Origin of the sequence: Butyricimonas sp., assembly GCF_019423355.1 — a bacterium.
In the GTDB taxonomy this organism is placed as follows: domain Bacteria; phylum Bacteroidota; class Bacteroidia; order Bacteroidales; family Marinifilaceae; genus Butyricimonas; species Butyricimonas faecihominis.
The window spans coordinates 19,817-45,257 of record NZ_JAHZBP010000001.1 but is presented as its reverse complement, the minus strand read 5'-3'; the positions used below and the strand labels follow the sequence as shown (position 1 = coordinate 45,257).

The 25,441-nt window shown below is 44.2% G+C and carries 21 protein-coding genes; 12 read left to right on the top strand and 9 right to left on the bottom strand.

What is annotated here, in order from left to right:
- Positions 1-6: 6 nt before the first annotated feature.
- From QVC79_RS00175 to QVC79_RS00155, 5 genes are all read right to left on the bottom strand, one after another.
- On the bottom strand, positions 7-1,407 hold the full coding sequence (locus tag QVC79_RS00175) for an RNA-binding domain-containing protein (protein WP_287642415.1): 1,401 nt from the start codon (positions 1,405-1,407) through the stop codon (positions 7-9).
- Between the two features lie 47 nt (positions 1,408-1,454).
- Positions 1,455-2,342, bottom strand: a complete 888-nt coding sequence (locus tag QVC79_RS00170; protein WP_270594713.1) for a fimbrillin family protein — start codon at positions 2,340-2,342, stop codon at positions 1,455-1,457.
- Positions 2,343-2,366: 24 nt separating this feature from the next.
- The gene (locus tag QVC79_RS00165; RefSeq protein ID WP_270594712.1) at positions 2,367-5,819 is read right to left on the bottom strand and encodes a leucine-rich repeat protein; all 3,453 of its coding nucleotides are present in this window, start codon (positions 5,817-5,819) and stop codon (positions 2,367-2,369) included.
- Between the two features lie 15 nt (positions 5,820-5,834).
- Positions 5,835-6,740 carry a fimbrillin family protein gene (locus QVC79_RS00160; RefSeq protein WP_270594711.1) on the bottom strand — a complete coding sequence of 302 codons (906 nt, stop codon included), beginning with the start codon at positions 6,738-6,740 and terminating at the stop codon, positions 5,835-5,837.
- A gap of 272 nt (positions 6,741-7,012) precedes the next feature.
- Positions 7,013-8,650, bottom strand: a complete 1,638-nt coding sequence (locus tag QVC79_RS00155; RefSeq protein ID WP_270594709.1) for an ArnT family glycosyltransferase — start codon at positions 8,648-8,650, stop codon at positions 7,013-7,015.
- Positions 8,651-8,828: 178 nt separating this feature from the next.
- Here QVC79_RS00155 and QVC79_RS00150 point away from each other — a divergent pair, with 178 nt between their 5' ends.
- A complete protein-coding gene (locus QVC79_RS00150) occupies positions 8,829-10,376 on the top strand; it encodes an ArnT family glycosyltransferase (protein WP_270594708.1) in 1,548 nt (515 codons plus the stop codon).
- On the opposite strand, the gene QVC79_RS00145 is transcribed toward QVC79_RS00150, so the two are convergent.
- Positions 10,373-10,984: a lipid-A-disaccharide synthase N-terminal domain-containing protein gene (locus QVC79_RS00145; protein ID WP_124315886.1), complete on the bottom strand. Its 612-nt coding sequence runs from the start codon at positions 10,982-10,984 to the stop codon at positions 10,373-10,375. The genes QVC79_RS00150 and QVC79_RS00145 overlap by 4 nt on opposite strands.
- Positions 10,985-11,034: 50 nt before the next feature.
- Positions 11,035-11,769 (bottom strand): glycosyltransferase, encoded by a 735-nt coding sequence (locus tag QVC79_RS00140; RefSeq protein WP_270594706.1) that lies wholly within the window; start codon positions 11,767-11,769, stop codon positions 11,035-11,037.
- 133 nt (positions 11,770-11,902) lie between these two features.
- On the opposite strand from QVC79_RS00140, the gene pyrH reads away from it, so the two are divergent.
- From pyrH to zupT, 9 genes are all read left to right on the top strand, one after another.
- Positions 11,903-12,607: a UMP kinase gene (gene pyrH / locus QVC79_RS00135; protein WP_087419207.1), complete on the top strand. Its 705-nt coding sequence runs from the start codon at positions 11,903-11,905 to the stop codon at positions 12,605-12,607.
- Between the two features lie 54 nt (positions 12,608-12,661).
- A complete protein-coding gene (gene dxs, locus QVC79_RS00130) occupies positions 12,662-14,548 on the top strand; it encodes a 1-deoxy-D-xylulose-5-phosphate synthase (RefSeq protein ID WP_270594705.1) in 1,887 nt (628 codons plus the stop codon).
- A gap of 18 nt (positions 14,549-14,566) precedes the next feature.
- Entirely contained in the window at positions 14,567-15,265 is a 699-nt protein-coding gene (locus tag QVC79_RS00125; protein WP_270594764.1) for a Crp/Fnr family transcriptional regulator, read from the top strand.
- A gap of 58 nt (positions 15,266-15,323) precedes the next feature.
- A complete protein-coding gene (locus QVC79_RS00120; RefSeq protein ID WP_270594704.1) occupies positions 15,324-16,520 on the top strand; it encodes a pyridoxal phosphate-dependent aminotransferase in 1,197 nt (398 codons plus the stop codon).
- A 202-nt stretch (positions 16,521-16,722) separates the two neighbouring features.
- Positions 16,723-17,877, top strand: coding sequence for a 1-acyl-sn-glycerol-3-phosphate acyltransferase (locus tag QVC79_RS00115; protein ID WP_087419211.1), 1,155 nt, complete (start codon positions 16,723-16,725; stop codon positions 17,875-17,877).
- Positions 17,868-18,047, top strand: a complete 180-nt coding sequence (locus tag QVC79_RS00110) for a hypothetical protein (protein WP_027200763.1) — start codon at positions 17,868-17,870, stop codon at positions 18,045-18,047. The genes QVC79_RS00115 and QVC79_RS00110 overlap by 10 nt, the downstream gene beginning before the upstream one ends.
- Positions 18,047-18,367 carry a hypothetical protein gene (locus tag QVC79_RS00105; protein ID WP_087419212.1) on the top strand — a complete coding sequence of 107 codons (321 nt, stop codon included), beginning with the start codon at positions 18,047-18,049 and terminating at the stop codon, positions 18,365-18,367. The genes QVC79_RS00110 and QVC79_RS00105 overlap by 1 nt, the downstream gene beginning before the upstream one ends.
- A 19-nt stretch (positions 18,368-18,386) precedes the next feature.
- The gene (gltX, locus tag QVC79_RS00100; protein WP_270594703.1) at positions 18,387-19,910 is read left to right on the top strand and encodes a glutamate--tRNA ligase; all 1,524 of its coding nucleotides are present in this window, start codon (positions 18,387-18,389) and stop codon (positions 19,908-19,910) included.
- Positions 19,911-19,987: 77 nt separating this feature from the next.
- On the top strand, positions 19,988-20,803 hold the full coding sequence (gene zupT, locus QVC79_RS00095) for a zinc transporter ZupT (RefSeq protein WP_270594702.1): 816 nt from the start codon (positions 19,988-19,990) through the stop codon (positions 20,801-20,803).
- Positions 20,804-20,996: 193 nt separating this feature from the next.
- On the opposite strand, the gene QVC79_RS00090 is transcribed toward zupT, so the two are convergent.
- Complete coding sequence (locus tag QVC79_RS00090; RefSeq protein ID WP_124315878.1) at positions 20,997-21,608, bottom strand: nitroreductase family protein; 612 nt, start codon at positions 21,606-21,608, stop codon at positions 20,997-20,999.
- Between the two features lie 240 nt (positions 21,609-21,848).
- Here QVC79_RS00090 and glpK point away from each other — a divergent pair, with 240 nt between their 5' ends.
- Positions 21,849-23,357 (top strand): glycerol kinase GlpK, encoded by a 1,509-nt coding sequence (gene glpK / locus QVC79_RS00085; RefSeq protein ID WP_270594700.1) that lies wholly within the window; start codon positions 21,849-21,851, stop codon positions 23,355-23,357.
- Between the two features lie 36 nt (positions 23,358-23,393).
- Positions 23,394-24,128 carry an MIP/aquaporin family protein gene (locus QVC79_RS00080; protein ID WP_087419217.1) on the top strand — a complete coding sequence of 245 codons (735 nt, stop codon included), beginning with the start codon at positions 23,394-23,396 and terminating at the stop codon, positions 24,126-24,128.
- A gap of 227 nt (positions 24,129-24,355) precedes the next feature.
- Here QVC79_RS00080 and dusB read toward each other — a convergent pair whose 3' ends face one another.
- Complete coding sequence (gene dusB / locus QVC79_RS00075; protein ID WP_270594762.1) at positions 24,356-25,372, bottom strand: tRNA dihydrouridine synthase DusB; 1,017 nt, start codon at positions 25,370-25,372, stop codon at positions 24,356-24,358.
- Positions 25,373-25,441: the final 69 nt, after the last annotated feature.

Sequence of the window (25,441 nt, the reverse complement as noted above, 5' to 3'; positions counted from 1 at the left end):
ACGTTCCTATTTTTTGAAATATCCTCCCGTTTTACGCGAACCTCTATATTCAATTAATCTTTTCTCTTTCAATAATTTCAAATAACGTTCCATCGTGGAAGTCCCTTTTTGAAGGAATTGGGTAATTTCGCCGCCTTTAGCACCTGGCTTTTTCTCTAAAAAAGCAAGAATCAAAGCTTCAACCTCATTTATTCCCTCATTTATTCCCTCATTTATTCCCTCATTTATTCCCTCATCAACGTTTATATGATCATCATAAACACGATTTATAACAGAAGTAAATTGCATCCTTTCGGGATCATTCATAAATTCCAAATCCGGTTCTTCTTTTAACGCTCGAATAATCCCCGAACCAAGTCCGCGATAAGGCATGATTTTAGCACAGAAACTAGCAATGAATGGATTACGCACGACTGCGGTTCCCAATTTAATACTTTCTACCGTCAATCCATCCGGAAGACAACCCGGACTGATTATTTCAACACGATTATCAAATATGAGTAACCGCACCGGAGCGTTTCTGGTATAATCACGATGAACAAGAGCATTCTGAAGTAATTCCTCTAATGCGATCTCCGAGATCTCAAGTTGCCCGATTGAATTAAATCCTTGTCCGGCTTGAACACTATGAAGATTTGCTTTCAAGAAAGACATCCCTTTTTCAAATAGTTCAGGCAAGGTTCCGGTTATATCCTTACTATCTCTATAATTAACCCCCGCGATATTGTTACCAAAGAAAGAAACCGCTTTTATCATAAAAGTCGGACGAAATTGTTGAGGATTTTTACCAAAAAACAATAATCCGGCTAAAGTTATCTTATCTCCTCTCAGAATATTTAGATTCTGCAAAAGCTCCGTATAAGGAACACCAAAAGACTCTTTCTCACGTCCATATTCTTTACGGATAAACTCATCCAATATACTCCCGTTTACATCTTTTTCGGAAGTGAAAGGAATCGGTTGCTCGTCAGCATAAAGCATCCCGGAACATTGAAACAATCGAATGATTTCACTATTCTCCATGACCTTACGCTTATCAGCCCCCTGTTTTGTCCAAATTACCCCATGCAAATCCTTGTAAGGTTTATTATCTCCCTCTGCAATACGAACAACAAGAACGGAATGCCCGTCAATAATGACCGTTTCCGTTTGTATGTAAATAACCGGACGCAACAGATTAGTAGCAATATTTGCCAACATCGAATTAATTTGCTGAATTTCCGGGTAAGGCAAACCCGTGATTTCTCCCGTCTTGTCTTTTATTCCAAATAAAATCATTCCCCCACAAGCATTAGACATGGCCACCATTTCAGCAGCAATACTGTCTTGATTAGAAAAATGTTCCTTAAATTGGACCGTACTCGTTTCCCCACATGCTACTATCTGTTGTAATTCCTTGCTATCCATCTCTTTTGCCAGTTAATTATCTTACAAAAGTAAGAAAAATAGCCAATCTAATCCTCCCAATCCTCGATTTCTCCACCAATTTCGATTTTCACCTGTTCTGGATTCTTCGAGATCGTGACGGATAACGTATGCTGGATGCCGGGTTTAAAGACAAACTTGCTTTCCACCATGTAGGACACTCCTTTCATCACCACTTCAACCAAAGGAACTTGATTGGTTAATCGTTGAGGCACCACGATAGCCGTATATTGTGTCTTGTTGACTTTTTTCGCCTTAATCGTCTGTGCAGTTCCGTGAGTGTTTCGGGTAACAATTCCCACGCTCAAGTCGATCGTGGCAGAAGGTACCGTGTTATGGATGTACACCTCGGCATCTTCCGGAATATCACCATCATAATCTTTACCTTTCATCAGACGCACAACCATTTTACTCATCCGGTGCTTGAATGACAAGGAGACCGGAGAATCGCTTGCCGTGACGTTCTGATCCGTGGCCCAAAGAAAATCACTCGCCTCGTAGCCATCCAAGCCGGAATCAGTTGAAGTAGCCGACTGGTCCAATGCCACGGAAAAGGGCAGATCGTCGACTCCCGAAGGAGAAGGGATGTACGGGTAATAAGCGAAAACATCAAAAGAACCCTCATCCCAATATAACTTTCTAGCGGGATTCCACTTTGTCCCGTCAAAGGTCAGTCGTTCATTATTCAGAAAATTTCCGGCAACCTCTAAAGGAATCCCGTGTCCGGTCATGTATACTCCAATCTGATCCTGTTTTTCAAAAGCACTTGTCGTTGCCCTCGCCAACGCCGGATGTTGCATATCAAACGTGATCAACATTTCATCCGATTCTTGCACTTGGTCGGTCTCACTACACCCGCACGGAATCAGTAGAATGTATAAAAGAATTACACAGCAAGTTATTTTTATGTATTTCATATCTTCTCTAATTTAGTCAAACCATCATTTCAAAATTGAAGGACGTCCCTTGTGAATCACGGGTGGATATTGATTTCCACGAGCTTTCGTACCAAAGTCCATGTCCCGGGTGGAACGTGATAAATTATCCGAACCCCGCTTATCATTCTTCACAAACTCATCGAAAGAATACGTTTCTCCGGCGTAAAGCATGATACGTTTCACGATGGCCTCCCGGCTAATGGCACTATGATACGGGATGTCGTTATTCATACAACTGTTCTGTTCCGACCGGAAAACTCCCCGAGCATGTTTGAAACCACCCTCGTAAATGTCCACCACATCACTATACCGATCATCAAATATAAAATGAGTCCAAGGCACTTCGTGCATCTTCCCGGTAAGAGAAAGATTTTCGTACCACCCCAAAGATTTTGCCCAGTTAAATGCCTCCACGTGATCGCAACAAGTACAAGGACAAAAATCAATGAACTCGTTGTGATAAATATACTCGTCACCCAGTTTCCCGAATCCGTGTCCTCCCGCCTCATGCTGGATGACACCGCGAGAATCCAAGGGATAGCCGTAAGTACTCAACGGGCAGAACGCAATAGCCGAACCATCAGCCCACATCTGGCATATTCCGCCATAATCCGTGGAATTCGGAGTTATAATCACGAGCGACTGGTTCAAATTACCTTCATTCACCGTGGGCATTCTTAATGCATAGGCAAAGGCCGCATCGTAATCACACCGCAAGCCGACACCCCCCGTGTACGTGGTCTCAAATTTGGTGTAACGAATCGTGTTGATTGTTCCGACCCCACTTTCCGGGGAAACGGCAATAGCCGTGTATATATCAAAATAATCCCGGTACGTGCGATAAGGTTCTATATCAAAGAAACGTTCTACCTGTTCTTTCATCACTTTCAAATAATCCCCCTTGGAAATTTCTTTCGCATCAAATCCATCACCCAAAAAGACGAGATTTACACCATTTCCTTTCGTGTGGGATTGTAAGGTTATAATTTCATCTTCATCGTACTCGTAATTATATTGTGTCACGGAACAACGAGTCGTGTAATCCTTATCCTTCAGTTTAAACACGATCTCCCCTTCCCTCGGTTCAGATCCTTGGGGCATTTCGCTAATAGTAAGCGTTAATTCCGTTTTCTGCGAGCCGGACATCTGCGACAAAGAACACCAATCCGGTTTACTTTCCACTTCCCAATCTCCTTCCGCATTCAAGACCAAACGACGGGTACACTTCGTATTGATTGCCGTGGCAAGCGACGGACGACAAACCAGTTCCCGATGGGCAGAAATTCGCTTGAATTCATTCCAACCAACGGCCGTTTGGTATTGCTCTACAACGGTCTCCGGCACCTCAAGAGTGAAGTTGTCTTTCGGGACCCCGTTGAATGCTCCAACTTGAACGTATGGCGGAATCGTTCCCTTACAAACAATACTTCCTATGCCGTAACAATTAGCAAAAGCCCCACCGTTATCACCCCATGTCGCTTCATAACGAATCGTTTCCAAACTCTCCGGGAAAACAAGTCCCTCGATACTCCGACAATTGGCAAAAGCGCCAGCCCCGATACTTAACAATCCTTCCGGGAACTCCAATGTTCCCATTAAACGCCAGTTGCCAGCGAAAGCATTATCCCCGATAGAAGCTAGCCCCATAGGCAAAACCAATGTCCCAGAGAAATCACAACCATCAAATGCACTCTCTCCTAAAGCGATCAAATTCTTGGGTAGGTGCAATTCTCCTTTTAAAGAAGTTCCTTTAAATGCATTTTCACCAATAGATACAATTCCATCATGTAATTCCAGTATTCCATTTAATCCTACACAATCCTTAAAAGCTGCATTCCCAATATCTGTTACACCTTGTGGAATGGATAAAGAACCTGTCAAATTTTTACATTCACCAAATGTTTCTAGATCCAAAAATTCCAAACTAGAAGGCAAATGTAACTCTCCATAAAAACCAGTACACCCATAAAAAGATTGAATTCCGATATATTTCAATTTTTCGGGAAGTATCAATTCACACACGAACTTACAACCTCGAAAAGCTCCAGCCTCTCCCCCCGTATAATTCCGTCCCAACATTTCCAATGTAGAAGGTAATGATAATGTTCCGGTAAAACTTTTACAACCATAAAATGCTGCAGCCTCTATTTCCGTAACTCCTTCGGGAATAATCAATGAACCTGTTAGATTTTTACAATCACAAAAAGCTCCTCCTCTAATAGCTTTCAGCTTATCGGGCAATACCAATTTTATCAATGAATATTTACTTACCATTGCTCTTGCAGGAATCTCATCCTCTGAACCTTCAACACCCCTCTTAATCTTTACTTCCTTCAAATTCAACGCTTGCAACCGATCCATTGAATCCCTCATGAAGTAAAAATCCAAAGCATTAATCTCGCCCGTTATTTTCAAGTTCTGCAAATTCCTAAAATCTTTTTTGGCAGCCGTGATGCACTCTTTCAGTTTACCAGCCTCGGACTCAATCACGATATACTCTCTAGCTGTCGCATCATGTGATGCCAGATCATCTTCCCAAGCCGTAATAGATTCACTGACCAATACAAACTCATATTTCCCCTCAATAGCTTTTTTATCTACCCGGATCGTGAAATTATGCATTTTAGAAGGCACGTAAGTAAACGTTTCATTCTTTGAGAACGAATACGCGACCCCATCAACAGTTATACTAAATAATTTCACCCCGGCAGCCACCTCCTGCGGCACGACGATCGCCCGAAACTCCTCCCCATGCTTATAAGGAATCGTCCCTGTTGTCGCCACTTCACCTGTAACGGTTACAATACCCGTGGCCAAATCGACCCGCGCCCCACGCTTCGTGTTCGTGACCAACACTTGTTTTTCCAACTTGGTCCATTCTCCTTCACTAAAACCCGCTCCCTCCTGCAATGTCACCCGGGCATTACTCATTTTATGACGGAACGAGAGCCGCACGACGGGTGTCAACGGAGCCACGTTCTCCGCCTTCCCCCAAAGAAAATCACTCGCCTCGTATCCTCCCATCTCCCCGTTCTCGGATAACTTGGACTGGTCCTTTCGAACTTCAAAGGCATAGGCATTCACGCTTTCCGGAGTCCCTACCGGATAATACCCGTACACGTCGATAGGAGTCTTACTATCCTTCCAGAACACATCGTATGCCGAATTCCATTTATAATTGGCTTCATCAAACGTGAATTGAAGATTTGTTGCCCGGTTCCCTTCATCCAACAAAGTCCCGGGAGAACCTCCCTCGTAGTCCACGATATAAACTCCCATCACATCATTATGACAAAAGCCGCCGTCATTTACCCGGGATAAAGTCACTTGATCAATCTCCCCGGAAAGTGAAATTAAGCAGGCCTGACCGGCATCAGGACCCGCTATTTCGTTATCGTAACATGCCCAGCACACACACGATAACGCTATTGCAACCAGAAGAATTATTTTTCTCATAAATATTGTTTTAGATTATTCTGCCACCCCGCCATAATCCACCCCGTCATCGTCCCATTGGCCGATATTGACGTTAATACCACTACTCGTTTTATTCACCTTCACGGTAAAAGTGTATCTTTTATTTCTCTCAAAATGATGTCCTTTTTTCAACGTGTAATCTTTTCCATTCACGTTAACCACCAATAAGTCAGTTTCACTAATACTTTGTGGCACAACAAGCGCCCTGTACAACCCGTCATTCTTTCCCAAAATAATGCTTTGCTCTTCATTTACAGCCTCAACTTCTCCCGTGACCAAATCGATGGATGCCGCAAGCCGGATATGGTTAAACTTTACCTGTATTGTTGCCTCATCCAATGCCGCTTGCGTGAAACCATTTCCCGGCTCCACCTTTACCTGCGCACAACTAAAAACATGATTTAACGTGATATTAACGGCCTGTTCCGTTGGGCTTACCCCCGAAGTCTTTCCCCAAAGGAAATCGCTCGCCTTGTAATTATCCACGGATGCCTGATCCGCTTTCACGTTAAAAATATAGCCAGACACGTTTGCCGATGCAGAATAAGGGTAATAGGCGTAAAAATCCGCTTTCGTTTCATCATCTTTCCAATATATGGTCTGATCCGGTGTCCAAGAAGAATTGTAAACAAAACGCATGTTGTTCACGTGATTCCCTGTATTTTGCAAATCACCCGCTTGTTGCCCGTCATAATTCACAACATACAATCCAATCTTGTCGCCAGCCTCGAAAGTGACATCTGTTGCCCTTGCAATATCCTGTACGCCAAAAAGCATTTTAATTTCTTTCCGTACCGGTGTCGGTTCTGGCGTTGGCTCCGGATCCCCACTACCGGCTCCTCCAGAACATGCATATAGCAAAGCTATTAGTATAACCCCGATCTTCTTTCTACCTGACATGATGTTCATTTTAATAAAACTTGTAATTTTTATACAAAGATAGAGGCATACCATTCAAAAATCAAGTTCATAATGGTTCATTTGCAGAAAAAAACAACTTTCCCTTAACATTCCCATACAAAAGCAGGGGTTGTCCTAAAAAGTCCTGCCTGTATTTACCAACTACCCCCTCCAGCTCCCCCTTACACAGGGGGAGAGCTGATTATCAAGCGGTTTCTCCCCCTGTGCAAGGGGAAGTTAGTGGGGGTAGTTATTTAAAATGCTCTTTTACTTTATTTCTTTTCCAAGATCGTCACGTAACGAACAAATTTAGGAGAATAGCGTTTTTTATCTGATTTCGGACGATTATTATTGTCGTAGACATCTATCAAACGAAGATTTACTTTCTCCTGTATCCCCACAGGCAGAACTTCCGTTGCCGGCTTACCGGAAACCAACACGACAGGCAAAGAATTCAAAAGTGTTGTATCGCTTTTTATATCCCAAGGCAATATGCGGCGACCAGCCTCATATACCAGCTCGATTCTCAATTCCTCATCCGCCGGGTAATAGAAAGGTACATGTTGTAACTCTTCAATCTGACGGACAGCCTTGATACTCTTGATCTCCGTGTTATTGAACATATTGGCAACACGAGACATCAACAAGGTTTCCACAAGGATCAATAATAGCACGACCCCCGTGAATACTTTCATGGATTTTATCCTCACTCCACCCGCAAAAATAGAATAGGCGGCAACAAGGAACAGGATCGAAACAACGATTAAAAGGGTCAACCCGACTTCTCCTTCCCGGTAGAATAAAAGATAGACAGCAACCGGCATCCCTAAAGCAATCAATGCCGGGATAAAAGCATTCACACGGAACACAACACGATCACTCGTCGTGAGCGTTCTCTCTTTCGCCGCCGTGAATATATAAACGATATAATGCGCCACAACCATCGCAGCCGGAATCAATAACGGCAACAGGTAACGAGTCTTCTTCTCCGGGAAAAGAGAAAGTAACACCAAGGTAACCACGGTCCATAAAACGGCAAACGTGTATTCCTTACGCATTTTGATTTTCTTCTTTAACCACGGCCAACATAACCCGGTCAAGAGGAACAAAGCCCAAATTCCCGACTCGGCAAAGAACAGCCAGTAGTAGTACCAAGGACGTACATTTCTCTCGATCCAAGCCGTCGATTCTTTCGCCAGCACGAACAAGGCTGTATCCCGGTGGAACACATACAGGTAAAGCGGCCACCAAAAACTAATCACTATAAATAACAGCAACATGACCACGATAGGCCAGCCTTTTCCCTTAAGAGAAGGACGATAGATCCATATATAAGAGATCAAGAAAGGAAATAATAACGCGTAGAATGCCACAGGCCCTTTACCCAAGAAAGACAAGCCCAAGAATATCCCGGCCCAGATAAAATTAGCCCAACCCGTTCGCACGCTCTTTATTCCTTTATAGAAGAAAAATATTGCTCCCAGCATAAAACTATGGCAATAAATATCCCACGTCGCAACCCGTCCTGCCATAATGACATTAAAACTAGTTGCCAGTACCAACGCGGAAAGTAAACCCAATAACCTGTTGCCACTTAAAGCCGAAGCAAAGAAATAGAGGAAAAAAGCCATCAGCGTAGCCATAATCCCGGCGGCAGCACGCTGTAAAGATATATTATCCGGTTGCAAATACTCGATTCCCGCGGCTACCCACGTCGGAAGAGGCGGTTTCTCCAAACGCAGTTCCCCGTTCATGGTAGGCACCAACCAATTGTCATATTCAATCATTTCGTGTGCCGTCACTAAATTACGAGACTCCATAATATCCTCATAAACAGAACCATTATTCACGAAAAAAGAGAACCAACAAACGATAAGAATAAAAAGATAATGAATATAGTTTTTCTGCATAATCTCATGTACACGTTTAGATTAGAGTGCAAATTTATAATAATAAAACTATTTTCAAGGGCATATCCTTCAAATAATGCAGGAAGAATTTTTTACCCGGGTGTAACAAAAAGGAAATGTTTTTGGTATACTTTTTGGTGGTGTTTTTGCGCGAAAAGGATTTGGCATATTCACAATCATGAAAATAGAACGGTATCTTATATTGCTCATTTTAGTGATTCCCGTGTTGATCCTACGGGATTTCACTCCAAACAACGAACTGAAATACCTCAGTATCGTTGATGAGGCCCTGCGAGACGGGCATTTCTTTACTTTCTTCCATCAAGGAGAACTTTACGCAGATAAACCGCCCCTTTATTTCTGGTTACTCATGTTGAGCAAATGGATTTGGGGTGAATATAATATGTTTGGCCTTTCACTTTTTTCTATCATTCCCGCTCTGATTTCCATTTATATCATGAATAAATGGGTTGAAGAAGAAACCACCACATCCTTGAGATGGAACGGTTCGCTGATGCTCTTCACAAGCGCTTTCTTTATCGGTTCGGGCCTTGTCCTGCGCATGGATATGCTGATGTGTATGTTTATTCTTCTTGCCCTGTACACGTTTTATAAACGCTATTCAGGCAAGGGACAACCGAGAGACCGTTTCTTGCTGCCTTTCTATATTTTCATGGCCATCTTCTCGAAAGGACCTATCGGGTTTATCGTTCCCTTGATAACCATGCTCGTCTTTCTACTGGTGAAAAGAGACATCCGTTCTTTCTGCCGGTATTTCGGCTGGCGGGAATGGGGTATTTTATCAGGATTCTGTGCCGTATGGTTTCTCGGTATTTATCTCGAAGGAGGATCAACTTACCTGAACAATCTTCTTTTCCATCAAACCATAAACCGGGCGATTGATTCGTTCGACCACAAAAAAGCATTCTGGTATTATGGGGTGACGTTCTGGTACTCCGTGGCTCCATGGTCTATCCTGTACATCACGACAATCGTTATCGCTATAAAAAACAAACTACTCACGACAGATAAAGAAAAACTTTTCCTCTCGGTTATCGTCTCGACTTTCGTCATTCTTTCCATGTTCAGCGGGAAACTGGACATTTACATGTTACCCCTGTTCCCGTTCTTCACGTACTTGACAATCCTGTTGCTCCCAAAAATCAAGGAGAAATGGATCGCATTTTCCGTGTATATTCCCGTGATAGCCCTTACTATCGCTCCCATCGTGGCATTTTTCATCCGCAACAAATTTAATGTTCCCGCCTCACCATTTATTTATGTCGCCATCATAACATTGTTTATCTTCAGTTTAACAGCCTGTTATTTACTATATCGCAAGCAAATATACCGGGCTATCAATTGTGCCGCACTGGGTATTCTTGCCACGTTGTTCACGGGAGCTTTCGCTTTACCCCGGATTAATCCATACATCGGTTTTACCGCTATGGCGACAGAAGCATATCATATATGCGAGAAAGAGAATATCGATCATTATTACTATTACAAATTCCGCAGCGGGGAAAACATGGACGTTTATTTAAAAGAAGAGGCCATAAAGGTCACGAATGAGGATTCTTTATTTAATATCTACCAGAAAGGCGACTGCATGATTTTCGTCAAAGAAAAGAACGTTACGCGTTCCCCGGCACTCGCCAACTGGATTCAACAAACCCATCACGAGAAGATCGGAAACTTTTATCTTATCCACTCGGACACCAATTAGTTTCCGGCTCTTCTAGACAAATAAATATTCCGACTATAAGCAATTAACCCGGTTGACTGCCCTAAAATTAACACGGGATCACGCCGATAGATAGCATATGAAACGATGATCAAAGAACCAAAGAGGCTGATCACCCAAAAGCCTATCGGCAAAAGTGATTCATCTTTTCGCTTGGAGTAGATCCACTGGTAAACAAAACGCAGGGTGAAAATAATCTGTCCCATAGACCCGTAGATCAAAAGCCACAAAGGTATCTTTTCGTTCCGAAAGAACTGATCGACAAAAGCGCTTGCGTCTTTAAGCATGTATAAAATTGCCGCCACCGGGGTCAAAAGCAATAACGTCCGGATGATAAACGGTAATTTCTTCCATTGATGCTTTTTGTCCAAATTCCAGATATAGATATAGTAAGATATGATTTGTCCCAGAATAATCGCAAAGTCATCCCTCAACCACCCATATACAAATAACAGGTAGGAACCCACGATACTCAACTGCCAGAAAATAGCCGGAGAGATCACTTTTTTAGCCCGTTCCGACAAAATCCATTGTAAAAGAATCCGGGCAGAAAAAAACACCTGAGCAAGAAATCCTATAACATAAATCATTTTGTAAACTAAAAGTTTAAAGATAAAAACTAAAAGCTCGGAACTATATCTCAAGAATTCAAATTATTCTCGGCGACTTGATAGTTGATATACCTTTTTCTCATCCAGCGGTAAGCAAAACAATCCTTAAAAGGCCCAATCAAGCGATTGGCCAAGTTATACTTCGACTTCCCGGCAATACGGGGAAAATGACGAACCGGAACCTGTTTCACTTGTCCTTCCTGCAATTGAATCAAAGCCGGTAGGAAACGGTGCATCCCCGTAAAGAAAGGAATTCTTTTGGCGTAATCCGTCCTTAAAACCTTCAGTGGACAACCTGTATCTTCAACCCCATCATGCGTCATCATCCGGCGGAATCCATTCGCAATACGAGAAGACATATTCTTGACAAAACTATCTTTCCGTCCGGTACGGATGCCCATGACCATCTCGTATTGGTCTACGAACTCCAACAATTTATTAAAATCCTGTGGAGTAGTCTGGAGGTCTGCATCAATGTAGCCTACCCATTTTGAAAAACTATTATCAATTCCGGCTTTCATGGCAGCACTCAGTCCCCCGTTTCGAGCCAGATTTAAAAAGAAAAATGCCTCATTACGCTCACAAACTTCCCGAATCAAACGTTCGCTATCATCTTTCGAACCGTCATTCACGAATAACACGCAAGAAGACACCTTCGCATCCTTTAAAAACTCTCCCAATTCTTTCTCTAACCTTAAGATATTCCCTTCCTCGTTATACACTGGAACAATGATAGTTAATTGATAGTTCGCGGTCTTATTCATCTGCCGAAAAATTTATATTATGAATTTAAATTATAGTTATAACAAAAATCACTAGCTTTGTTGTTACGTTTTTACGTGCAGGAACAACGTTTTTTTTTCTGGTTTTTGTTATAAAATTTAAACGAACAAAGATATGCAATATAACCGAATTTTGTTAAAACTCAGTGGAGAATCTTTAATGGGCGAGCAAAAATATGGTATTGACACTCGGTGTCTGGAAAGCTATGCCCGTCAAATTCATGAAATCGCAGAGATGGGAATCCAGATCGGAATCGTCATCGGAGGTGGAAATATTTTTAGAGGACTGAGTGGCACAAATAAAGGTTTTGACCGGGTAAAAGGGGACAGCATGGGTATGTTGGCAACCGTGATCAATAGTTTGGCTTTAAGCTCCGCCTTAGACAACGAAGGCTGTAAGAACAAAGTACTAACTGCCATTCGCATGGAACCTATCGGGGAATTTTACTCGAAAGCCAAAGCCATGGAATATTTAAAATCCGGACACGTAACGATTATCAGCGGGGGTACCGGAAATCCTTACTTCACGACAGACACTGCCAGTAGCTTACGGGCAATCGAAATCGAGGCAGACGCCATGTTTAAAGGTACCCGCGTGGACGGAATCTACACGGCAGACCCGGAAAAGGACCCGACGGCAACGAAATTTGATAAAATCACGTATGATGAAATATACAACCGGGGACTTAAAGTCATGGACTTGACGGCAACAACCATGTGTAAAGAAAATCATTTACCGATTATCGTGTTCAACATGGATCAGCCGGGTAACCTTAAAAAGGTCATTCTGGGAGAAAACATCGGAACAATCGTGTACTAATTGAAAATGGAGAATTAAGAAAACAAATTCCCCAATTGTTTTCAATAACTAATCATGAGTGAGGAAAAAAGAAATATACTAAACACTATAAATTCTCCCGATGATTTGAAAAAGGTCCCGGAAGACGACCTGATTCAATTATGCAAGGAGCTGCGTGAGAAAATCATTGACGAGTGTTCGGAACACCCGGGGCATTTTGGTGCCGGACTGGGAGTTGTCGAATTGACGGTGGCATTACACTACGTGTTTGATGCTCCTTACGATAATATTGTATGGGACGTCGGACACCAAGCCTACCCTCATAAGATTCTGACCGGGAGACGGGATAATTTCTCTACCAACCGGCAATATAAAGGTCTCAGTGGTTTCCCGAAAAGAAGTGAAAGTAAATACGACGCTTTCGGAACGGGACATTCCTCGACCTCTATTTCTGCCGCTTTAGGTATGGCTGTTGCAGCCAAAATGAACGGAGAGGAAGACCGCCAGTCGGTTGCCATCATCGGAGACGGTGCCATGACCGGGGGATTGGCTTTTGAAGGCTTGAATAATGCCGGAATAAACAACTCCAACTTGCTGGTTATTCTAAATGACAACAACATGGCTATCGACCCGAATGTAGGCGGGATGAACGAGTATTTGCTGGACATCACGACTTCAAAGACCTACAACAAGCTCAAGGATGACATCTGGCACATTCTCGGCCGGATTAACAAGATCAGTCCGGGCGCCCGGAACTTTATCCAGAAAATAGATAATAGCATCAAATCACTCGTATTACGTCAAAGTAACCTGTTCGAAGCTCTCGGTTTCCGGTACTTCGGTCCCGTGGACGGCCACGACGTGAACCACCTTATCAAGGTGCTGAGAGATTTGAAAGATATAAAAGGTCCTAAACTTTTGCATTGTATCACGGTAAAAGGAAAAGGATTCAAACAAGCGGAAATAGACCAGACAACTTGGCACGCCCCCGGAAAGTTCAACAAGGAAACCGGAGAACTGATCAAAGAGAATAAACCTAACACGCCTCCTAAATTTCAGGACGTGTTCGGAAATACCATTTTGGAACTGGCACACACCAATTCCAAGATCGTGGGAATCACCCCCGCCATGCCCAGTGGATGCTCCTTGAATATCATGATGAAAGAGATGCCTGACCGCTGTTTTGACGTGGGTATCGCAGAACAACACGCCGTGACGTTCTCCGCCGGACTTGCGGCACAGGGGTACGTCCCGTTCTGTAACATCTACTCTTCATTCATGCAGCGAGCCTATGATCAAGTGATTCATGACGTGGCCCTTCAGAAACTGAACGTGGTTTTCTGCCTTGACCGGGGCGGACTGGTAGGAGCCGACGGATCAACACATCACGGGGCTTTCGACCTAGCAAGTTTCCGTTGCATCCCGAACATGACAATCGCCTCTCCTTTAAACGAAGAGGAATTACGTGACATGATGTACACGGCTCAATTGCCGGATCAAGGACCATTCTCTATTCGCTACCCGCGGGGTAACGGGACCATGGTTGACTGGCACACCCCGTTCAAAGAATTAACCATCGGTAAAGGCCGTTGCCTGATTGAGGGAAACGATATTGCCATTCTTTCCATCGGAGCCATCGGGAATGAGGCGTTGAAAGCCATACAAAAAACGACAGATCGTTCCGTAGCCTTCTACGATATGAGATTCCTCAAGCCACTGGATGAAGAATTACTTCACGGGGTATTCCATAAATTCAAAAAAATCATTACCTTGGAAGACGGAACAATTGTTGGTGGGTTAGGAAGTGCGGTACTTGAATTTATGGCTGACCACGGCTATTCAGCAAAGATCGTGCGATTGGGTATTCCCGATCATTTCGTGGAACACGGAACACAACAACAACTTTACCATGAATGTGGATATGATTGTGAATCCATTTATCAAACAATCTGTTCCATATAAACAACAGCAGACTTGACTATGAAAGAAGAGGCTTTATTACCAGACGTAAGCGAATGTATCAGTAAATTCAAGCTGACATTTAAAAACGTGACGGACTCGGAAATCGAGGCCCTGTTTATGGATAATGCCATCAAATTCTATAAAAAAGGAGAATATATTTACAACGAAGGAACCCGTATTAAAGGATGTTACTTCCTTTTCTCTGGTATCGTGAAAATCTTCCAGACCGGAGTCGCCGGGAAGGATCAGATCATTCGTTTCGGAAAAGAAGGTGATATTTTCGGGTTCCGCTCGGTCATTCGCAACGAGGCCGCCTGTACTTCCGTGGAAACGATGTCCGATTGTATCCTGTGTTACATCCCCAATACATCTTTGATGCACATGATCACCCACAGTCCCAGCTTTGCCTACGAGATGATGCAGATTGCCTGTAAAGAACTGGGTGACGCGAATCGATATATCCGGGAAATCGCTCAAAAATCGGTGAAAGCCCGATTGGCAGAAATCCTGTTATTGATCGCATCCGATTTCGGGGTAGAAGAAGACGGGACTCTAAAACTTAACGTTACCCGGGAAGATTTAAGTAACTTCGTGGGAACCGCAACAGAGACGCTAATTCGCCTACTTTCTGATTTAAAGAACGAAGGACTGGTTGAAGTGAAGGGGAGGAAAATTAAATTATTAAATCGAGACAAATTAAAAAAAATGGCAGATTGAATTAAAATCACTCAATATGTCTATATTTGTACAGGATAAATTTAAACTCAAATAACTTATGCCACAAATCTCAGAAAAAGGAATGGCGATGCCTTCTTCGCCCATCCGTAAACTCGTTCCGTTCGCGGACAAAGCTAAAGAAAGAGGTATCAAAGTATACCACTTGAACATCGGACAACCGGACATTCAGACTCCCGATGTTGCATTGCAGGCATTAAAAACCTGTAACGAAAAAGTGATTGAATACACTCACTCTGCAGGAAATATCTCTTACAGAAAAAAACTAGCCAAATATTACCAGAACATCGGTATCAATATCGATGAAAATAACATCATGATCACGACCGGAGGCTCTGAGGCCATCACGATCGCTTTCATGTCTACATTAAACCCGGGTGACGAAATTATTATCCCCGAACCATTCTACGCGAACTACACGGCTTTCGCCCTGATGTGCGGTGTAAAGGTAAAAACTGTTACTTCTTCTATCGAGAATAACTTTGCCCTGCCCCCGATCAGCGAAATCGAGAAAGTGATCACTCCCCGCACAAAAGGGATCGTGATCGTGAACCCGAATAACCCGACAGGCTATTTGTATTCCAAGGAAGAACTGGAGCAACTGGCTGTAATCGTGAAGAAACACGATTTGTACCTGTATGCAGACGAGGTATACCGTGAATTCTGTTATGACGGTTACAAACATTTCTCTACCATGCAATTGGCAGGTATCGAGCAAAACGTGATTTTGTTGGATTCCGTGTCAAAGAGATATAGCGAATGTGGATTGCGCGTCGGTGCTTTGGTTACCCGCAACAAAGAGGTTATGGCGGCTGCCTTGAAATTCGGAATGGCCCGTCTGTGCGCCCCAGCAATCGGACAGATTGTTGCCGAAGCATCACTGGACACCCCGGCCGAATATTTCGAAAGCGTGTACAACGAGTATATCGAAAGACGTGATTTCATGGTAGAGGCCCTGAACAAAATGCCGGGAGTTGTTTGCCCGAAACCCAGAGGAGCTTTCTACGCCGTAGTAAAACTTCCCGTGGATGATGCCGATACTTTCGCAAAATGGTTACTGGAAGAGTTTGAATACAACAAACAAACCGTGATGGTCGCTCCGGCCAGCGGATTCTATTCAACCCCGGGACTTGGGAAAGATGAAGTTCGTATCGCTTACGTACTCAAAATCGAGGAATTGAAAGGTGCCATGGAAACATTAGCCAAAGCACTCGAAATATATCCCGGAAGAGTATAACACAGCTGCAAGCTAAAAAATCCTGTGATTTAGTCATTGACCTTGATATCAAGAATGACTAAATCACAATTTTTTTATCCATATCCCAATGGATAATCCATATAAACTAGGGCTTTCTCCCCTCATTTTCAATTGTCAATTTTCAATTGTCAAATTTCTTATCTATCTTTGCTTCGTGATTTCTAATAACTAAAATTACGACATGACTTCGGATTCCCAATTTAACGCAATCAGACCCTATATCGGAGAAGAAATTCCGGCCGCCGTAGAGCGCCTGAGCCAAGCAGAAGAATTTCTGACACTTTTCTCCCAAATGACAAGGGTTGATAAAAGCAAAATACAAGAACAATTACAAGGCATCACAAGCAGAGAGCAATTTCAAGCTCAATTCTTTGGCCCGACGATTCAACGGTTGATCGCCGGAACGACCAAAGGAGTTACTGCCACCGGATTGGAATACATCGAGAAAGACAAGAGTTACCTTTTCGTATCCAACCACCGGGACATCATTTTGGACTCGGCCATCCTTAACGTGCTACTGTGTGAACGAGGATGCCACTACTGTGAAGCAGCTATCGGGAGTAATTTATTAATCAATAAATGGGTTACCGACCTAGTTAAATTGGATGCCTGTTTCATCATTGAACGTGGATTACCGGTAAGAGACATGATTACTAGTGCCAACCTACGTTCTCATTACTTACGGGATGTCATTTATGAAAATAAAGATTCTGTCTGGATCGCGCAAAAAGAAGGACGTACCAAAAATGGGGACGACCGGACACAACATAGCCTGTTGAAAATGTTCCGTATGAGCGGTCCCAAAGACTTCGTGGAAAACTTTAAAGAACTCCGGGTTGTTCCGGTTTCAATTTCCTACGAATGGGAACCTTGTGACGATCTGAAAACTGACGAATTGTACCAAAAGACCGTGGGTGAGTACGTGAAAACCCCGGCAGCCGATATGCGAAGTATGCAACAAGGCTTATCCGGATTCAAAGGACGGGTACATTTTGCCATCACCCCTCCCATCGATCATGAACTAATCGAGATCGACGAGCAAGCCAACAACGGAGACCGGATTGCAGAATTAGCCGCATTCATGGATGCCCGTATTCAAGGAAACTTCAAATTGTGGCCGAATAATTATATCGCCTACGATTTACTTCATAGCACGAATAAATTCGCTTCTAAATACAACGAGGAAGAGAAAGAAAACTTTATCCGTGTCATGGCTGAAAAGTTGGAAAAATTAGAAGGTAATCGTTCTATCTTGAACAATATCTTCCTTGAAATTTATGCCAACCCGGTTAAAAACTCAATTGAACACAATTATTCATCACCAGTATGCGAATAGCCAGATACTTATTAATTTTAGCCGCGTTCCTGATCATGATTTCCAGCGTACTCAGCATGTATCATGGTGGAGACCGCACGGCGGTATATGTAAACGTGGGAGCCATGGCTTCTCTAGCCGTAGCCGTTGGTATTCTGAATTTCAAAAACCCGCCTAAAAACAGAAGGTAATGTATAAGTTCAAGCGCAACATATACTTGGAAGATCGCACGATTGAAATGTGGTTTGGACTAACTAGTAAAAGTCGGGATCGGCATAGTAATTTTACCCTGTACCTTCTTACCGAAGGGCCGGACAGCCCGTTCAGTTACGCGGAACAAATCAAGAGTGGCATAAACTCCAAAAGTGAGGCGGAACGTTATGCCATTAAATATGCCAAAGACCTGTTGCATCAATTACTGGAACAGGAAAAAGCACCGAAAGACACGGAACCTTCTTCAGACGAGGATTCCGATTTCGACGAAAACCAGGAAACAAACGAACAGGCATAATATTCAAAATCAATAAACAATGGATAGAAAAGTACGAGTAAGATTTGCTCCCAGTCCTACCGGAGCCCTCCATCTAGGAGGTGTGAGAACAGCTCTTTTCAATTATTTATTTGCCCGTCATCACGGGGGTGATTTTTTATTACGAATTGAAGACACGGATCAAACCCGCTATGTTCCGGGTGCCGAAGAATATATTATCGAATCATTAAAATGGTGCGGCCTCACCGTCGATGAAGGTGTCGGCGTGGGAGGTGAATACGGCCCCTATCGTCAAAGCGAGCGGAAACCGCTTTACAAACAATACGCCCTACAACTCGTGGAATCAGGGAATGCTTACTATTCTTTTGACACCGCGGAAGAACTTAACGCACAACGGGCTGCCTGCGAGTCAAAAGGCGAAACATTCATGTACAACGCCATCAGCCGGAAGAGCATGAAGAACTCGCTAACCATGAGTGCCGAAGAAGTGAAGACATTGTTGGATAGCGGGGCAAACTACGTGATTCGTTTCAAAATGCCTGAAAACGAGGATCTCTATTTACAAGACATTATCCGGGGTGAAGTACATTTCAACACCTCGTTACTTGATGATAAAGTTTTATTCAAGGCCGACGGGATGCCTACCTATCATCTGGCAAACATCGTTGACGACCACTTGATGAAAATATCCCACGTGATCCGCGGAGAAGAATGGTTACCCTCTCTCCCGCTACACGTGTTATTATACCGCGCTTTCGGTTGGGAAGATTCCATGCCGGAGTTCGCTCACTTGCCGCTAATTCTGAAACCCGTGGGTAACGGAAAGTTAAGCAAACGTGACGGAAATAAAATGGGATTCCCGGTATTCCCGATGGAATTTACCGATCCCGAAACAGGAGAAAAATGGCACGGGTATAAAGAAGACGGTTACCTGCCGGAAGCCTTTATCAACATGCTGGCTCTACTGGGATGGAATCCCGGAACAGAGCAAGAAATCTTCACGTTACAGGAATTGTGCGATCAATTCTCGCTGGAACGCGTGAATAAATCCGGGGCTCGCTTTAATCCGGACAAGGCTAAATGGTTTAATCACAAATATCTCGTACAAAAAAGTGACGCGGAACTGGCCGTTCAGTTAAACGAATTCCTAGTAAAGGACGGGATTTCCTATGACATGGCGAAATTGGAAAAGATTTGCCGTCTTTTGAAAGAAAGAGCCAATTTTGTCGCGGACATCTACAACTCATCCCAGTACTTCTACCATGCCCCTCAGGCTTACGATGAGAAAGGCGTGAAGAAAAGCTGGAAAGAAGAAACTCCGGTACTTATGCAGGAGTTGATTGAGGTACTGGAAAAAGTGGCCGATTTCACCTCTCCAAACACGGAAGAGGCCGTGAAAGAGTGGGTTTCCGGAAAAGAAATCGGATTCGGAAAAATCATGAATCCTTTCCGGTTGGCTATTATCGGTTCTGCCGACGGCCCGCATATGTTTGATATTATCGAAATCTTAGGAAAAGAAGAAACTTTAACACGTCTTCACCGTATTATATCAACACTGAAATAACTCTGAAGACAATAACACAGAAAGTCAGAAAAGATCCACAGACCCTTTCTGGCTTTTTTGTCTACACGAAATAAACGATGGAACTATCTTGGGATAACGTATTACTTGCTTTTGCCCTCACCTTATTCGCCGGATTATCAACCGGTATCGGGAGTGCTATTGCCTTCCTCACCAAAAAAACTAACAAGAAATTCCTGTCCCTCTCCCTCGGATTCAGCGCAGGAGTGATGATTTATGTCTCATTCGTGGAAATATTCCCCACGGCCCAAGAGGCTTTGCGAGAAAACTACTCCGAGAAAATAGCCGATGTTATCGTGGCCATTTCATTCTTTGCAGGGATGGGTCTGATTGCTATCATTGATAAACTCATTCCCTCGTATGAGAATCCGCATGAGGTGAAATCCGTGGAATGCATGGAAGCCAAGCAACCGCATGACAAGAAGTTGATGCGCATGGGAATATTCTCGGCTCTCGCCATCGGGATTCACAATTTCCCGGAAGGATTAGCGACATTCATTGCCGGGCTATCGAATCCCGAAATTGCCTACCCGATTGCCTTTGCCATCGCCATACACAACATCCCGGAAGGAATTGCCGTATCTGTTCCTATTTTCTTTGCTACCGGAAGTCGTAAGAAAGCATTCAAGTTATCCTTCCTCTCCGGCTTATCGGAACCCTTAGGAGCAATTATCGGGTTCTTCCTCATCTACACTTTTATCGGAATCAACTCTGTTATCCTAGGCGTCCTATTCGCTCTCGTGGCTGGTATCATGGTTTTTATCTCACTGGATGAACTTTTACCCACCGCCAAAGAATACGGGGCGCATCATCTATCCATTTACGGACTAGTCGCAGGCATGGCGCTGATGGCTTTCAGCTTGTTACTTTTCTAAAATATTAGCTAGCCCTTGTCTACCGATAGACCGGGACAAGAAGACAACAACTTCATAGCATGAACATAGCAAGTACAATCTCCAGTGTTCTTGCTATGTTCATGCCATGTAAATGCTTGGTACTTGTCTTAGCCCATCCCTAGCTTACCCCCGGGGCAGACATAGACAAGCGGGTGGATATAACCTCTCCCAATTAGTATTTATTCCGATGCACCCGTTGCAGGTCAAACTTATCTTTCGCTTTCTGTGGGCCATCCGGGTAACCTATCGGAATCACGCAAAGAGGCACGATATTTTCCGGTAATCCCGTATTCTGGCGTACAACATCAATCCGATCCTCGTAAGGATAAGCTGCCGTCCACACGGCACCAAGTCCCAATGCCTCCGCGGCCAACAATACATTCTGTGTTGCCGCAGAGCAATCCAGATACCAGTAAGAAGAACGTGTCGTATCCCCACAGACAACAATAGCCAACGGGGCATTTGTCAACATTTTAGCATAAGGCAATTTCGCTGCCATCGAATCAAGAGCCTCCCGATCCGTCACGACCACAAACTCCCACGGACGTCTGTCCATGCCGGAAGGAGCCGCCATACCGGCTTTCACCATGGCATCGATCTTATCTTCCTCCACACTCTTATTCAAATACTTCCGAACACTTTTCCGTTCAGCTATATTTTCCAAAACAGCCTTTGACTTCAAAGTCGTTTCATCTTGTTTCTGATCTCCCATACACGATGTTTTTAAAATTACAATTGCTAATACTACGACAAGCAACAGGTAAAAGGTATTCCATTTCTTCATTTTCTTTCAATATTAATATAAAATTCATTCCCCCGAAGATACGAAAAAATGCTCTCCCCCTTATTTTTGAATTTATATAAAAAACATTTTTATTTGTAAACCGTATACTGGATTAAGGTTTGAATGAATTATTTTGGCTAACTTTTTGTTGACAAAAAGAGTGAAGAGAGGGCTAGAAACAAACCATTTGACGCGTGACAATATAAACGAACACAAGTTATACACTATAATAACTATCAAATGAAAGCAGAAAAATATGTACTCGCACTAGACCAAGGAACAACCTCTTCCCGGGCCGTGCTATTCAATCATGATGGCAATATTATTGCCATGGCTCAAAAACCGATCGAACAACATTATCCTCATCCCGCTTGGGTGGAACATGATCCGAATGAGATCTGGTACTCGCAATCATCCGTTGCGGCTGAGGCTGTTGCCAAAGCAAACCTTACAGGACTTGACATTGCTTGTATCGGGATCACGAATCAACGTGAAACCACCATCGTGTGGGATCGGGAGACGTCCCTTCCCGTTTATCGTGCCATCGTGTGGCAAGACCGACGTACAGCCGATATTTGCCGGGAATTACAAGAAAACGGATATACCGATATGATCCGGGAGAAAACGGGTTTGATCATTGACGCCTATTTCTCCGCCACCAAAATCAAATGGATTCTCGACAATATCGAAGGAGTACGGGAAAGAGCCGAAAAAGGAAAACTATGTTTCGGAACCGTTGATAGCTGGCTAGTCTGGAAATTCACTCACGGACGAGTACACGTTACCGATGTCAGCAACGCATCGCGTACCATGCTTTTCAACATACATACCCAGAAATGGGATAAAGAACTTCTTGATCTGTTCAACATCCCGGAATCCATGTTACCGGAAGTAAAGAGTAGTAGTGAAATTTACTCAGAAACCGCAACAACCTTATTCTCAACGAAGATTCCAATTTCAGGAATCGCGGGAGACCAACAAGCGGCTCTATTCGGTCAACTCTGTATTGAACCGGGTATGACAAAAACTACCTATGGGACAGGATGTTTCATGGTGATGAACACCGGAAACGAGGTGGTCACTTCCGAGAACAACTTGCTGAGTACGATTGCTTGGAAGATCGGGAACTCCGTTACTTATGCCCTCGAAGGAAGCGTTTTCGTGGGAGGTGCCGCCATACAATGGCTACGTGATGGAATCAATTTGATCCAAAGTGCAAGCCAAAGTGAAACGCTGGCGACGTCTGTACCGGATAACGGCGGAGTCTACTTCGTCCCTGCCCTCACGGGTATGGGAGCCCCTTACTGGGACCAATACGCCCGTGGAGCCATGCTGGGCCTCACGAGAGGAACAACTCCCGCGCACATTACCCGGGCCACCCTTGAAGGCATTGCTTTCCAAGTCTACGACATTCTGAAAGCTATGGAACATGACACGAAACGAACCTCTCCGGAGATGCGAGTAGATGGTGGAGCAGTGGCCAATAACTTCCTAATGCAATTCCAAAGTGACATTTGCCGAGAAACCGTGATCCGTCCGAAGATTCTTGAAACAACAGCTCTGGGAGCCGCATATCTGGCCGGACTGGCCACCGACTACTGGCGGGACACGGACGAATTACGCCAACAATGGAGTATCGATCGGGAATTTACCCCTATTGATACAGAGGAACACGTGAACGCCATGCTCCACAAGTGGCATAAGGCCGTCGAACGTGCAAGAGCATGGGAAGAACTGGGTGAAGAATAATACTTTTAGTTTTTAACTTTAAACTTTTAGCTCATCATGTCACCTTTTATCGCAGAGCTACTTGGAACAATGGTCATGATCCTTTTGGGAGATGGCGTAGTAGCCAACGTCGTGCTTAAGAAAACCAAAGGATTCCAAGCCGGATGGATCACCATCACCACGGCTTGGGCGCTCGCCGTATTTACAGGAGTTGTGATCGCCGGCCCTTACAGCGGCGCACATCTGAATCCTGCCATCACGATAGGTTTTGCCATCGCCGAGAAATTCCCGTGGGCCAGCGTGGGGCCTTACATCATCGCCCAAATGCTAGGTGCTGCACTGGGGGCTTTTCTGGTATGGATCATCTATTACGATCATTTTAAAGCCACGGAAGATACCGGAGCCAAACTGGGAGTATTCTGCACCGCTCCTGAAATTCGCCATAATATCGTGAATTTCGGATGCGAGCTGATTGCCACCTTCGTGCTTATGTTCTCAGTCTTCTACATTACCGGGGCTGAACTCATGTCAGACGTGGACTCAACCACCCCGATCGGGCTCGGTTCTATCGGGGCCATTCCCGTATCGTTCATTGTTTGGGTCATCGGTCTTTCCCTAGGGGGAGTCACCGGCTACGCCATCAATCCCGCCCGGGACCTCGGACCGAGAATCATGCATGCCATCCTACCCATTCCGGGCAAAGGCAATAGTGGCTGGGATTACGCGTGGATTCCCATCGTCGGACCATTAGCGGGATCGCTTGTTGCAGCACTTCTGTATATCAGTTTATAAAGTTACAAGGTTCATAAAGTTTATAACGTACAAAATACTAAAACTTTATGGACCTTATTCTATTGGGGGACTGTCTGACAAGTCTATTTGAAACAACTACCCCCTCCGGCTCCCCTTTACACAGGGGGAGAGACAGACGCAAGGGAACGCTGCAATGTTTCAATGTAGCGCATCCTCCCCTGTGCAAGGGGGAGTTAGAGGGGGTAGTTAGAAAGATAAAAGACTCTCTAACTATTCAGATCCTCCTCCACTAGATCTTCGGGATCCATCGAACCATAGCGTTCTGCAATCTGATCAAACACCCCCCACAACTCTTCAATAGTAGGAGCTTGTAACATTTGAATCCGCAAGTCCCGGAAATGAGGCAAGCCTTTAAACATACAGGCCATGTGTCGCCGCATGTGAAACAAACCTCTCACCTCATCCAACCATTCCATGGACAACAGAATCTGTTCCTTGATGATCTCTATCTGGGCCGGAACCGACAATTCCGGTAACATCTCTCCCGTGGTCAAATAATGCTTGATTTGCTCGAAAATCCAAGGTTTCCCGATCGTGGCACGCCCGATCATCACCCCGTCAACACCATAACGTTCAAAAGCCTCTTTCACCTTCTGTGGTGAATCTATATCCCCGTTCCCGATAATCGGGATTTTAATACGAGGATTTTGTTTTACCCGGGCAATCGGTTCCCAATCCGCTTCTCCTTTATACATTTGCGAACGGGTCCGCCCGTGAATAGCCAACGCACTGATCCCGACATCCTGCAAGCGTTCCGCCACGTCATCAATGATAATATTCTCGCAATCCCATCCCAAACGGGTCTTTGCCGTCACCGGAATCTTCACCGCCTGCACGATCTGTTTAGCCATCTCCACCATTAAAGGAACATCCCGGAGCATTCCTGCCCCTGCCCCTTTCGCGGCCACCCGTTTCACCGGACAACCAAAATTTATATCTATAAAATCGGGCTGAACCTCTTCAACTATTTTTGCCGCCTCGACCATGGAATCAATAAACCGCCCGTAAATTTGTATCGTCACCGGACGTTCATTCTCTTCTATCGTCAACTTCTTAACCGTCTTGTTAATAGAACGCACCAACGCATCCGCCGACACAAACTCCGAATAGAGCCAGTCGGCCCCGTAGCGTTTACAGAATTTCCGGAAAGGGGGATTGGTAACCTCTTCCATCGGGGCCAGAATCAACGGCCGATCTCCTACATCTTTTCCTCCGACAATCATCTTCAATTAAATAAGTTTTGCCACAAAAATAATAATTTCTATCTTTAACTCACGAAATAAAGAGAATGG